Genomic DNA, 12,888 nt, shown 5'->3' with positions numbered 1-12,888 from the left:
GTATCTAGCGCGCCTTACTCACCACGCTAGCATACGCCCCTAATTTTTCCTCCCACAACGCTTCGACTTTCTCAATTTGTTGTTTCTCTAAAGCTTTGATAAAGTTTTCCATTAAGTCGTAGGCGATTTGCTTATGCGCATGGACGGGCAGGCTAAATTTTTCCTCTAAAAGCCTCTCTTTGTTGATTTCCCTATTAAAGCCGTATTTGTGTTGCACGCCATGCCTTAAAATCGTGGTGCAAAAAAGGGCTAAATGGCGGTTAAGCTCCTTTTCTTTAAGCCAAATGACCATGCAATGATCAGAAGCCACAAAGGGGTAGGGGTGGTAAAAGCAACTCCCCACACTCCCGCTATTGGCTAAAGTGATTTTGTTGGCATAGATTTTCATATAAGGAGGCGGGGCGACATAGCCATCCACGCCATTATTCATGGCACTTGAAGAGATATAAGCGATTTCCCCCTTTGTGTGATCCTCTTTTTTATAACGCCTCCCCCTTTCATAAATAAAGACTTCGCTAAAGCTAAATGCTTGCCATTTAAGATTTTCTAGGCTTACCCCCCCCCCCCAGTGGCAACAGGGCTGTTATCTTTAAGTTCCATTGATAAGTCCTTTAATTTTTATCATAGATTGTATCCTCATACGCCTTTAATCTTTGATCCCACAATGCCATAACTTTTTCGATCTGCTGCTTTTCTAGGGCTTTGATAAAGTGTTCCATTAAGTCGTAGGCAATAGTGCCATCTTTGTGAGTGGGTAATTTTATGAAAAGATTCTCTAAGATACCTTGTTTAAAGGAGGTGCTACCCCAACTAAAGGCACTAAAGGTTTTACGCATGCAAGTAATTAAGAATAAAGCCCTATACCGACTTAAGTATTCCTCTTTAAGCGTGAAAACTTTAATCTTATCCCCCGTAAAGTAGGGTTTGTCTTGGTAAAAAATCGTAGCAGTGTCCTGTCCAAAACTAATACTAGGAGCCTCATTTAAAAAAATAGGGTCTTCATCAATATAGCCCCTAATGCCGTTATTATTAGCTCCCCTAGCTACATAGGGGTATCCATCTATACAAAAGCGCACCTTATTAGCGTCAAATTTTCTCTTAGGGGTGTTGATGTGAAAAAGCTCTCCTACTCTAAACTCTCGCCATTTTAAGCCACTAAGAGTAACATCTACCCCCCCCCCCCGCATAAATAGGGGTTATTTTTGTCAAATCCCATCATTTAACCTTTAGAATTTTTAAAGAATCTTAGCTCACCCTTTTTTAAGGTGGATTAATACGCCCCTTAAAACTGGATTGAAAGCGTTCTTAGCCTTGATCTAGCACGCTAGTATATGCCCCCAACTTCTGATCCCACAACGCTTTAACTTTTTCGATCTGTTGTTTTTCTAGGGCTTTAATGAAGTTTTCCATAAATTCAAAAGCAATTGCGCCATTTGAATAAGTGGGCAAGGGGATTATTTCCTCTCTTAAAGCCTTTTGTGAGCGTTTGTGAGCATAAGAGTAGCCATAACACAGAGCTAAACGATTCAAGGCGGTTACAAAGTATAGAGCAATGTTGCGGTTAAAGGATTCAAATTTTGGGCGCAAAATCTCCACATGGTCGCTAGCACTAAAATTTTTAGTTTGATAAAAGCATGTGCCTAAAACTGCGCTATCAATGGTCAAGCAATGTCCTTTTTCTGTCCAAAAGTTGTAATAACCCGCAATGCCATTATTGGTAGCTTGGGTGGTTACATAGGGATAATCCCCTTTGCCGTATTTCTCTAGTTGTAGTTTAGGGGTGGTCTTGCTTCCGCTAATGATGAATAAATCTCTCATCCTAAACTCCCGCCATTTTAAGTTACTAGGGGTAGCACCATTGCCCCCCCCCCCCCGCGATTTGCAAAGTGCGCGCTAAAGATATTTAAGGCGTGTGCTTCCTCTGGGGTTAGCTTGGTGTCCTCCAATCCTGTTACTTTTAGATACGCTTGAAGTTCCTCCAAGCGCTCCGCTTGAAGTTCCTTTATAAAGGCTTCCATAGCCTCAAAAGCGATTTCCCCATTAGGGGTGTGGGGCAAGGGAATTTGCTCTTTAGACACCTTAGCCCAACCGGATTTATTGTTCCAGTTGTATTTAGCCAAGACCTTGTTAAGGCACACGACCAAAAACAAATATTGCGCGTGGCTTAACTCCCTTTCCTTAAACTTCAAAGCGTAGCAATCCTGCAAAAGCGCAAATTCTCTAGATTGGTAAAAGGCAGGCGCGTCCCCATTTGCCCCCACAGAGATCATATTTTCCAACACCTCAGCCCCCTCTTTTGGCATATAACACGCTATGCCGTTGTTTTGTGTGGTGCAAGTGATGGCGGAGATATACCCCTCTGTGGGCTCTGTGGGTAAAAACCGCTTTTGGTAGTTGTGCTTGGTAGGCTTAAACACCTCAAAAATCTCCCCTAATTGCACCCCCCGCCAGCTTAAGGCTACTAGAGCCTTCCAACTTGCTAGGCGGGGGTTAGCGACTTTCCCGCGCTATCGCCTTTAAGCACTAAAGAGACTTCATAAGCCAAAAACTCCGCTACGCTCCCCTTAAAATCGCCCATTTGGGGCATGGTGTCGATTTTTTGATGCTGGGCATAGGTCCAGTCCTTGCCCTTTAAATTGATGGTGTCCTCTATGTAGTGGTCTTTATAAAAGTTTGTTGCGCGCTTTTTACCCAGCACTAGGGCAATCAGCTCAGCGTAACGCTCCTTAGCGTGATCGGTGTCGCGTAAATTTGTGCTAGCTCTTGCCTTTTTGCGCGCCGCTCTTGTGTAGCCATCATGGCTAAAGTCGATGAATTTCACTAACTTATCTTCAGAGTGAGGTGTGCCTACTTCAAAGACATAAATGGCGGTCTGCACGCTGGATTTGCCCACAAATAGATCTAAGGGCATTTTAATGCTGGCTACTAAAGTGCTGTGCTCTAAAATCTGTGCGGTGTAGGGCCATCCATTCCCACTTCCGGCGTTTTCTTGAATAATCACCACCGCGCGCCCCTTCTCCATCCTCTCTAAGGCCCGTTCTACAAAAATAAAGCCCTTGCCCTTTGCGCTGTAGGGGGGGTTGAGTAAAAACACATTGGCGTTAAAGGGTTCGCCCTTAAGATCGCCCTGTTCGTAGTTGATAGGCTTTTTGGCTTCAAAATCCTCTAGGCTGTCCCTGTGTAAAAAATTGGTGCTCCCATCGCCCAGTAAGAGCATGTTTAAAATCCCCATGAGGTAAATTTCTGTGTTTTTCTCAATGCCTAGCATTTGTTCGTTTTTAATTTTGTTGATTTTATCCGCCCTAGCTCTGGGCTCTGTGATTTTTTCCTCACAATCTTTAAGCATTTTATTCATGCTAGAGATCAAAAACGCCCCCGATCCGGCGGCATAATCCCACACAAACGAGTCCTTATTGACTTGGGCGAGTTCCACCATCAAATCTACCACCTCACGGGGGGTTAAAACGACATCGTTTTTCTTATTGTCGGGGACATTGAGCCACTTAGTGAGGGTGTTAAACAACCTACCCGCAATGTCTGCCGTGCTGGTGAGCTTTTTAACCAAGGGATAAACCCCCTCTAAAAACCGCCCATAAATCCTTTTTAAAGGGCTTTCGGCAGTGTTGGCACTGGTGTAGCTGTTTAAAGACCACAGCTTAGAGTGGATAAAAACTTTCTTCAGTTCATCAATCACCATTTCGTTTTTTTCTAGAGGTAATTTCTTGGCGTTTAAAAAGGCTTTGATTTTTTTAATAAACTCTTGCCCATCGTGGGTGTCCTTGTCTTGCTCGCTTTTCAAATCTTCTAAGCCCAAAGCCCCTACCCCGGGGCGATCCTCTGTCTTTGGCACGCCTGTAGCCGCCATGATCATGCCAACCAACAAGGCAACCCGTTTGTTTTCCTCAAGGTCTAAAATGTCATCATTTAAGAACTGGTTGAGCTTGTTGAGTTGTGTCTCGGTTTGGCTCTCTAAAGTTTCAATCGCTTGAGCGCGCGCCTCCTCGCTGAGAGCAAGATTGTCTAGCTTTCTCTCCAGTTCTTCTAAATGGCTTAGAATGCTCAAGTCTTTAAAATCGCCGATCTTTTGGGGCACGGCTAGGTGTTTGGTGTTGAGATAGTAAAGGGCGTATTGCTTGTAGAGTTTGCCCGCTTCTTCATAGCCATTGATCCCTATGGCGATCGCCTCGTTATAGCTGTGGCTGTAATCTAAAATCGCATTGGCGTAGTGCAACGCCCCATTGAGGGCGTAATTTTTAATGGCGTTGGTGCTTAAATCTGGGCTGTGATCCTTGCCAAACTTGGCTAAACGCCCTTTAAGCCCCTTGACCTCGATCATCACGGGCAATTTGCGTGCGCTGGGCGTGTTTAAAAGCAATTTGAGATCGGGGTAATTCTTGCCACTCCCCCCGTTCTTTGAGGGGGCTTGTTCTAACGCCCTTTGGGTTTCCTCATTGATGGGGGCTGTTTTTGCGTAGTAGGCAATGTTAAGGGCTTCTAGCTCTTTTTTGATTCCGTATTCTATGGTTTCTTCTTGGCTGGGCATATTTTCCTTTCATCAAAATAGGGCATTATAGGAGATTTTGACTTTGCTTTAACCTCCTGCTGTGCTAGAATACCCCTTATTTTCCAAATATTAAAGGAATGCCATGCACCAGATTAAAGTCTTTTTATGCGATTGTGATGGCACGCTCACTGATGGGGGCATGTATTATTTAGAAGATGGACAACAATTTAAAAAATTCAGTGTCGCCGATGGGATTGGTTTTGAATTATTGAAAAGCGCGGGCATTAAAACGGGCATTCTTACCGGCGAGGTTACGCCCATCGTAGAACACCGCGCTAAAAAACTTAAAGTAGATTATCTCTATCAAGGCTGTAGCCCGCAGGGCAAATTAGAGGCTGCGCGTGAAATTTGCGCCAAAGAGGGGATTAGCCTAGAACAAGTGGCTTATGTGGGCGATGATGTAAATGATCTCCCCCTTTTGGAGCAAGTGGGGTTAAAAGCCTGCGTGCAAAACGCTCAAGAGAGCCTAAAGGCTTTGCCGGGGATCATTCTCTTAAACACGCAGGGGGGACAGGGCGCGCTAAGAGAGCTGATCAACCTGATTTTAGAACACCCTACAGAACTTAAAAGTTAAGCAAATCATGAAAGTTATTCACCTCAACGCTACGCTGACAGGGGGCGCGGCGCGCGCGTGTTTGCGCTTACATAGCGCACTTTTAAAAGAGGGGGTAGATAGTTTCGTGTGGGTGCAGGACACACGGGGCGGAGCGGTAGATGATCGCATCTTATACCCCAAAAGCACTCTAGGCAAATTTTGGGCGCATGTGCGCCCCTATTTGGATAAAGCCCCGATCTTGCTTTATCCCAAACGCAAAAAAGGAACTTTTAATTTAGGTTGGTTGCCCTTTAGCCAGGTGGTGAATGCGCTCAACGCCCTAAAGCCCGACATTGTGCATTTGCATTGGCTAGGGCGCGGGGTCTTGCCCTTAAGGGATTTGCCCAAAATCCACGCACCCTTAGTGTGGAGCTTGCATGACATGTGGGCTTTTAGTGGTGGAGATCACTACTACAACGATCAGAACGAACACACCTACAAACATTCCTGCATTTTAAATAGCCCTTTTGAGCGCGATTTGGCCACCTTAGGATTTAGCATGAAGCAAAGGGCTTATGCAAAAATTCCTCATTTATGTATTGTGGGGGTGAGTTCTTGGATTTCTAAACGCGCTAGCCAAAGTGCGCTTTTAAAAGATAAAACCCATGTTGTGATCCCTAATCCCATTGACATAGAACTTTACAAGCCCCTAGATAAAAACCTTTGCCGGCAACTCTTAGGGCTACCCACTTCTAAAAAATTAATAGGCTTTGGGGCGATGGATATTAGCGATCCTAATAAGGGTTATGACCTCTTATTAGAAGCTTTGGGTAAGTTAGAATCTACGCAGATAGAATTAGTAATTTTTGGCGCAAACGCGCGCGCGCCTCATCTATCCTTTAAAACCCACTCCTTAGGCGCACTACACGATAACACTAGCCTCATCGCCCTCTATAACGCCTTAGATGTGCTCATCGTGCCCAGCCGTCAAGAGAATTTAAGCAATGTAATTTTAGAAAGTCTGGCTTGTGGCACGCCTGTTGTGGGATTTGAGATTGGGGGCAATGGCGATCTGATTGCTCATCAAAAAAATGGCTATCTAGCCCGCCCCTTTGACACCACCGATTTAAAAGCGGGCATGGAATGGGTGTTAAATGCCCCTGACTATCCCAAGCTTTGTGCTCATGCGCGCGCGTGGGTGTTAGAGCGCTTTAGCGAAGCGGTGGTCGCCAAGCAGTATCGCGCGCTCTATGAGAAAATCACACCATGTTAGACTACCTCATCATCACCCCTTTACCCGTCTTTTACAAGGTGAATCTTTATAATAAATTGGCTAAGTCCCTAAAAATTTGCGTGGTGTTTTTGGCAAGCCATACCCAAGAGGTGCGCTCCAAAGATTTTAACACCCTAGAAAAGGCGTGCTTTGATTATCATGTGCTTTTTGAGGGCGCGTTGCAACAACGCCCTGCATGGAGTAATGTTGCTAAATTGCTCAAAATTTTAAGACAAAGACCCTATAAAACGCTGTTGTTAGGGGGTTGGGATTGCTTAGAGTTTTGGGCGGGGGCGTTTTTAAGTCCCAAATCATGTAATGGCGTGGTGGTGGAGTCCAGCATTATGGAAAGTGCTACCGGTGGGCTTAAAGGTTTTTTAAAACGCCTGTTTTTAAAGCGCATCTCTAAGGCGTTTGTGTGCTCGAATTTACATGCCAAACTTTTAGAAACTCTACACTTTAAAGGCGAAATCAAAATCACACACGGGGTGGGAATTATCAACCCCCCCCCACACCGCAGAGATAAGCGCCCCTATGCCCAAAAATTTATCTGTATCGCCCGCTTGACATCGGTGAAAAATTTAGAATTTTTACTTGGCGTGTTTGCTAAATTACCTAACCTATCTTTAAGCCTTGTAGGCACGGGGGAGTTAGAGGAGTCATTAAAAAACATGGCAAGTTCGAATGTGGTCTTTTTGGGGGCGGTGGAAAACACGCGCCTAGGCGCGCTTTTGTGCGCACATGATGTTTTGATCTTGCCAAGTCTTAGCGAACCTTGGGGTTTAGTGGTGGAGGAGGCTTTAGCTGTGGGTTTGCCTGTCTTGGTGAGCAAAGCTTGCGGAGCGCAGGTGTTGGTGCAAGAGGGAGTTAATGGGTATCTCTTTGATTCACAGGATGAAGCGCAGTTAAAGGAGCGCTTAGAGAAGTTAAACCCTGCTAGTTACCAAACCCTCCTAGAGGGAGCTTTAAGCTGGAGTTTAGAGGCTAAAGATCGAGAGCAGATCGGGGCGTATTTGTGAAAATTTCTATCATTAGTGTTGTTTTCAATGGGGCTAAAACCCTAGAAACCGCTATCCAATCTGTTTTGGCACAGCATTATCAAGAAGTAGAACATATCGTGGTAGATGGGGGGAGTTGTGATGGGAGTGTGGAGATTTTAAAGCGTTATGGCGCGCATTTGAGTTTTACAAGTGAACCTGATCAAGGACTCTATGACGCGCTGAATAAAGGCATCGCGCGCGCGCGCGGAGAGGTTATTGGCATTTTGCATAGCGATGATATTTTCGCACACCCCCAAGTCTTACACAAGGTCGCTAGCACCTTTCAAGAGAATCAAGAAGCGCAGATGGTCTATGGGGATTTGATCTATGTCAAAGACTCCCAAGTCGTGCGTTATTACCAAAGCGGGGAATTCGACCCTAAACTCTTTTTTTATGGGCGTGTGCCCGCACATCCGACTGTGTTTGTAAAAAAGAGTGTCTATGATCGTTTTGGGGGTTATAAGATCGATTATAAAATTTCTGCTGATTATGAATGGCTGTTGCGAGTACTGGTGTTGGGCGGGGTGGAGTGGGTATATCTTCCTGAAGTGTTGGTAAAAATGGGGGTTGGGGGTTTGAGCACGCGCGGGTTAAAAAGCCTTTGGATTGCCAATAAAGAAAATTTGCGCGCGTGTAGAGAAAATGGAATCAAAGCCCACTGGGGGACAATGTTATTGAAATACCCCTATAAAATTAAAGGATTGTTTAAAAGGTCTTAAAATTAAGACTTTTTAATTATTTAATGGACTACAATAATCTAAAAATCCTCTAGGAATGCAGATGTCTCAAATTCTCTCTTTTTGGCGTTACCTTGTGCCTGTGGGCGTGGGCTTGATTCTTTCTTTTTTGCCCGTTCCAGAGGGTTTAAACCCAGTGGCGTGGCTGTATTTTAGCGTTTTTATCGGCGTGGTTTTAGGCCTCATCATCGAGCCTGTGCCTGCCTCCTTTGTGGCTGTCATTGGAGTGGCGTTGTGCGTGCTCTTACGCATAGGTCCTAGCCCTGAGCATGTAAGCCCCAGTGCAGCCATCGATTGGGGCTTAAAAGGCTTTGCTAATAAAACCGTGTGGTTGGTCTTCATCGCCTTTATGCTAGGTTTGGGTTATGAAAAAAGCGGATTGGGCAAGCGCATCGCTCTATGGCTCATCTCCCATTTGGGTAAAACCACTTTAGGTTTGGGCTATGCGGTCGCTCTAGCCGATCTAGTTCTAGCCCCTTTTATCCCCTCCAACTCTGCGCGCAGTGGGGGAATCATTTACCCCATTGTGGCCAATATCCCCCCTTTAGTAGGAAGCCATCCGGACAAAGAGCCCCAAAAATTGGGGGCATATTTGATGTGGGTGGGGATTGCGATCACTTGTGTCACTTCCTCCATGTTTTTCACCGCCCTAGCGCCTAACTTACTGGCGATGGAAACCGCACTAAAAAGCAATGTGCCTGAAATCTCTTGGCTGGGCTGGTTTTTGGCATTCTTGCCCGCTGGGGTAGTGCTCTTTTTGCTCACCCCTTATCTAGCTTACCACCTTTGCAAACCCACGCTTAAGGGCTCGCAAGAGGCGTGTTTGTGGGCTAAAGAGGAGTTAAAGAAAATGGGCAAAATGCACCATAAGGAAATTTTGATGTGTGTTTTAAGTTTGCTCACTCTGGCCCTTTGGATTGGGGGCAAGGCTTTTGGGGTGCAGGCGACCACGACCGCGCTTTTAGCGATGGTGCTGATGGGGGTGAGCCGTATCATTAGCTGGAAAGACATTATTTCCAATAGCGCAGCCTATAATATTTTCTTCCTCTTTGGGGGGCTGATCACTTTGGCCAGCGGGCTTAAGAGTGTGGGCTTTTTGCAGTATTTGGGGGATTTGACTCAAAGTTTTATGGTGAATTTGGGCTTTTCTAGTCTTAGCATGGTGGTGATCTTGGTGATTGCTTTTTATCTTTTGCATTATTTCTTTGCGAGCACCACCGCCCATGTGAGCGCGCTTTTAACCCTCTTTATTAGCATGGGGGCGGGCATGGCTGGGGTTAATGTGCAAGAATTAGCCCTCTTTTTAATGTTGGGCTTAGGACTGATGGGGATTTTAACCCCCTATGGCACGGGACCCTCTTTGGTGTGGTATGGTAGCCATTACATACCGGGCGCGCAGTTTTGGAAGCTAGGGCTTATCTTTGGCTTGCTGTATTTGATCGCCCTTTGTGTGCTCTGCGTGCCTTGGGTGGAATTAGTGGCGCACCGCTGGCTATAGGGAAAAGACGCGGGACTATCCGCGTGCAATCTCTAAAACTTTAATTCTTGTTATTGGAGTCGTTAGCAGCTCCATAAGCAAATCTCACATAAATAGCTAAACTGATGAGCAGGGCAGAAACTCCAATGGTCAAATACACAGCATAGATAATTTTATTAGGCGCGCTAATGCTAAATTTGAAAACCAGCATCAAGGCTTCGATCGCTAGGGCGATGATAATCGAGCCCAAAAAGCGAATCATGGTGCGGTGGATGGCGTGGTGGCTATCTCCACTATTTTTACCTAAAACTTCTTCTTCAAAAATGGCTTTAACAAGGTCCACTGTAGCTAAGGCTAAGGTTAATAAGACAATGGGGTGGAAAACTTCTTTGACATCAAAACTACTAAAGTGCGTGAGAGCTGTGTAGAGACTTGAAAGACTTTTGATAAAGAGGAGCAGAGAAACAAGGGATAGGGTGATAGAGATGCCAAAGTACATCACCACGCTACTCTCTGCAAAAAGCTTATAATGCTTAGAAGAAGAGCTTAGGGCAATGGCGATCTTGATAGGGATGTGCATGCACACCACATAAAATAATTCTTCCTTATCATTATAGATAGGATAAGCAGCCGTAACCACCAATCCGCGATTGCTACGAGTGGGGTAGGGATTAGTTAAAATACAGCGGCGTTCCGTGATCGCTTCATAAAAATACCCTCTTTCTAGGGAATTTTGCGCAAAACTGCCCTTAGCTCTGCCTTCCTCATCAATCAAATCTCCATTTGCATCCAAAATAAAAATATCCTCTTTGATGCGCACTTCCTGCTTGATGCGCTCCATGGCGAGCTGAATATATCGTAAAGTGGGTTTTTTGAGGTAGTTCTTGATATTTTGCGTGAGAAGATAAGACACATAGGCGTAAAGCTCGTTTTTGACTTTGGCGTATTCGGTAACATCTTTAGAGAGCATGGCTAGTCTTTGAGGGGGATTTTAATTGGTTTTCTAAGGTTTGCAAGCTTTTTTGATAAAGCTTGTTGAGGGTTTGAATAAGCGCGTCATTGTAAATCTGCACATCGCTACGGCGATCATTAGGGTCGCTATCTAATCGGTTAGCTCTCAAAATAGGTTGTTGCACCTTTGCATAGATTTCCAAGCCACAAAAGGGTGCATGAAATGGCGCGCATTCAATTTTAAATGTGCTGGTAGCGACCAACAGACGCAAAACGCGCACGGGATCAACACCATCATTATCGGTAGCTTTAAGTAAGGCTTGGGTTTCTTTTAGGGTTTTTGGGGGTTTTTCAAAAGTTAAGCGAATAGTGCCTTGAAGTTTGGCACTCGGGGCGTTAGAAACACTAGGATAACCAAAATGCGCCAAAAGAAGACCCACGCCTTTTTGAAGGGCATCTGTGTAGTGCTTTTGGTAATAGTGAGGCACAAAATCCTTAAGGAAAGTCAGATGAGGCGGTTGTAAGGTGATTTGACTTTTTAAGGGCACTTGGGGGGCTGTGCTTTGGTAACTCAAATTCAAAGAGGGAGAGGTAAAAATTCCATGTGTGCAAGCTCCAAAGAATGTAAGGGTCAAAAACCCTAAGCAAAGCTCTTTAAGCAAAGGAGTTTCCTTGCAGCACACCACAATCTAAAGTGTAGATACGATCAGCAATCTCTAAATTTGCTTGATTATGAGAGATAAGAATGATGAGGCGATCTTCTCTCAAATTGTAGATTGTCTGTTTGATCCCCTCCTCTGTAACACGATCCAGAGCTGAGGTGGCTTCATCAAAGATGAGCACGCTAGCATCGCGATAAAGCGCGCGCGCGATGGCGATTCTTTGGCGTTGCCCTCCGCTTAAATTTGCCCCAAATTCCTCAAGTTGTGTCTCTATGCCTCCCATGTTTTGCACAAAATCAAGAGCTTGGGCTTGCACTAAACAAGCATGCACCTTCTCTTCTTGAATGTCCAAACCATAGGCGACATTTTCTGCAACACTGCCTTTAAAAATAAAAACCCTTTGAGTTACAATCCCGATGTGATCGCGCAGACTTTTTTGTTGCAAAGATTCAATGGGCATTCCATTAATCAAAATATCTCCAAAACTAGGCTCATAGAGCCGTAAAATCAAATTGATCAAAGAACTTTTTCCGCTCCCACTTTTGCCCTGTATGGCCACAATTTGATTTATTGCCAAGCGTAGGTTAATGTTCTGTAAAGCGTGTTGATTAGATTGCTCATAAGCTAGATTCACGCCTTTAAATTCAATGGTGCGAATAGGTTCTTGCAGAGTTTGTGTGCCATCACTAATAGCTGGAGTGCGTCCTAAGATTTCAGAAATTCTCTCCCCTGCTACAAACGCTTCTTGAAAATTGGAGGCAATTCTTACCAGTCGCTTAAAGGGTGTGTAGAGCATAAACAACGCGGTGATGAAAGAAAAAAACGCCCCCACGCTAATATGCCCTCTAATCACCTCCAGCCCACCTAAATAAATCACCAAAGCGATAGCTAGCGAGCCTAAAAGCTCCATCAAGGGCGAGGATATTTCAGCCACCGCGATATTCTTAAGCCCGAGCTTAAAAAACATTTCATTTTCTTTTTGGAAAGCTTGGGTCTCTAAAATTTCTCCATTAGAGGTCTTGATCACCTCGATATTGTGAAAAATCTCTGATAAGCGCGCGGTCATATTCGCATTGGTCTCTTGATTGGCTTTGGAAAGTTTTTTGACCTTGCGGATGATTTTACTCAAAGGAAAAGCCGCTAAGGGCATGATCACTAAACCCACTAAGGCAAGCTTAGGGCTTTGATAAATCACCACACCAATTAAGCCCAAAACGGTTAATCCCTCTCTAATCGACTCTGCTAGATAGTTAGACAAGCTAGCGCGCACCAAAGCAATGTCATTAGTGATACGCGCAATAAGCTCCCCTTTTCTAGTGCGGTTAAAAAAACCTATTTCCATTTTTAGAAGGGTTTCTAGCATTTGGTGGCGTAATTGTTTGATGATGTCCAAACCGATGTAATTTGTAAAATAAGTTTGAAGATACATGCCCGCACTCTTGCCAAAATATGCCAAAATCACCAAAAAGGGCAAAATGGTGAGCATATGCACATCTTTTTTAATAAAGATGTCATCTAAAGTTGGTTTGACTAAATAAGTCCCCCAAGCCGTGCTCAAAGCCACCACAATAGAGGCTAAAAAAACCACAATAAAAGACTTATAATGCCCCCGCAGGTGGGGGTAAAAACGCTTTAAAAAAAGTTTCAAA

11 protein-coding genes and 2 pseudogenes are annotated in these 12,888 nt (G+C 44.6%); 5 read left to right on the top strand and 8 right to left on the bottom strand.

The features are described 5' to 3' along the window. Positions 1 to 4 precede the first annotated feature (4 nt). The 5 genes and pseudogenes from HFELIS_RS06360 to HFELIS_RS06340 form a co-directional block, all read right to left on the bottom strand. Positions 5 to 526, bottom strand: a pseudogene (locus HFELIS_RS06360) (restriction endonuclease subunit S); the annotation flags it as partial. 85 nt (positions 527 to 611) lie between these two features. Further along, complete coding sequence (locus HFELIS_RS06355; protein WP_013469720.1) at positions 612 to 1,187, bottom strand: restriction endonuclease subunit S; 576 nt, start codon at positions 1,185 to 1,187, stop codon at positions 612 to 614. Positions 1,188 to 1,305: 118 nt separating this feature from the next. Further along, positions 1,306 to 1,824 (bottom strand): annotated as a pseudogene (locus HFELIS_RS06350) (restriction endonuclease subunit S); the annotation flags it as partial. An 11-nt stretch (positions 1,825 to 1,835) separates the two neighbouring features. Further along, positions 1,836 to 2,441 carry a restriction endonuclease subunit S gene (locus HFELIS_RS06345; RefSeq protein ID WP_013469718.1) on the bottom strand — a complete coding sequence of 202 codons (606 nt, stop codon included), beginning with the start codon at positions 2,439 to 2,441 and terminating at the stop codon, positions 1,836 to 1,838. 38 nt (positions 2,442 to 2,479) lie between these two features. Then, complete coding sequence (locus HFELIS_RS06340; RefSeq protein WP_013469717.1) at positions 2,480 to 4,543, bottom strand: HsdM family class I SAM-dependent methyltransferase; 2,064 nt, start codon at positions 4,541 to 4,543, stop codon at positions 2,480 to 2,482. 103 nt (positions 4,544 to 4,646) lie between these two features. On the opposite strand from HFELIS_RS06340, the gene HFELIS_RS06335 reads away from it, so the two are divergent. The 5 genes from HFELIS_RS06335 (at position 4,647) to HFELIS_RS06315 (ending at position 9,647) form a co-directional block, all read left to right on the top strand. Beyond that, positions 4,647 to 5,138, top strand: coding sequence for a KdsC family phosphatase (locus tag HFELIS_RS06335; protein ID WP_013469716.1), 492 nt, complete (start codon positions 4,647 to 4,649; stop codon positions 5,136 to 5,138). Between the two features lie 7 nt (positions 5,139 to 5,145). Then, positions 5,146 to 6,372: a glycosyltransferase gene (locus HFELIS_RS06330; protein WP_013469715.1), complete on the top strand. Its 1,227-nt coding sequence runs from the start codon at positions 5,146 to 5,148 to the stop codon at positions 6,370 to 6,372. Then, on the top strand, positions 6,366 to 7,391 hold the full coding sequence (locus HFELIS_RS06325) for a glycosyltransferase family 4 protein (RefSeq protein ID WP_013469714.1): 1,026 nt from the start codon (positions 6,366 to 6,368) through the stop codon (positions 7,389 to 7,391). The genes HFELIS_RS06330 and HFELIS_RS06325 overlap by 7 nt, the downstream gene beginning before the upstream one ends. Then, a complete protein-coding gene (locus tag HFELIS_RS06320) occupies positions 7,388 to 8,131 on the top strand; it encodes a glycosyltransferase family 2 protein (RefSeq protein ID WP_013469713.1) in 744 nt (247 codons plus the stop codon). Before HFELIS_RS06325 ends, HFELIS_RS06320 begins: the two co-directional genes overlap by 4 nt. A gap of 61 nt (positions 8,132 to 8,192) precedes the next feature. Then, entirely contained in the window at positions 8,193 to 9,647 is a 1,455-nt protein-coding gene (locus HFELIS_RS06315) for a DASS family sodium-coupled anion symporter (protein ID WP_013469712.1), read from the top strand. A gap of 40 nt (positions 9,648 to 9,687) precedes the next feature. Here the strand turns inward: HFELIS_RS06315 and HFELIS_RS06310 are convergent, their stop codons facing one another. The 3 genes from HFELIS_RS06310 to HFELIS_RS06300 are packed head-to-tail and all read right to left on the bottom strand — an operon-like array spanning position 9,688 to position 12,887. Next, on the bottom strand, positions 9,688 to 10,596 hold the full coding sequence (locus tag HFELIS_RS06310) for a PDC sensor domain-containing protein (RefSeq protein ID WP_013469711.1): 909 nt from the start codon (positions 10,594 to 10,596) through the stop codon (positions 9,688 to 9,690). After that, the gene (locus HFELIS_RS06305) at positions 10,586 to 11,239 is read right to left on the bottom strand and encodes a hypothetical protein (RefSeq protein ID WP_013469710.1); all 654 of its coding nucleotides are present in this window, start codon (positions 11,237 to 11,239) and stop codon (positions 10,586 to 10,588) included. Before HFELIS_RS06305 ends, HFELIS_RS06310 begins: the two co-directional genes overlap by 11 nt. Further along, on the bottom strand, positions 11,232 to 12,887 hold the full coding sequence (locus HFELIS_RS06300) for an ABC transporter ATP-binding protein (protein WP_013469709.1): 1,656 nt from the start codon (positions 12,885 to 12,887) through the stop codon (positions 11,232 to 11,234). The genes HFELIS_RS06305 and HFELIS_RS06300 overlap by 8 nt, the downstream gene beginning before the upstream one ends. Between the last annotated feature and the right edge of the window lies 1 nt (position 12,888).

The organism is Helicobacter felis ATCC 49179 (genome assembly GCF_000200595.1).
GTDB lineage: Bacteria > Campylobacterota > Campylobacteria > Campylobacterales > Helicobacteraceae > Helicobacter > Helicobacter felis.
The sequence above is the reverse complement of the archived record's forward strand: the minus strand, read 5'-3'. Positions and strand labels throughout refer to the sequence as shown.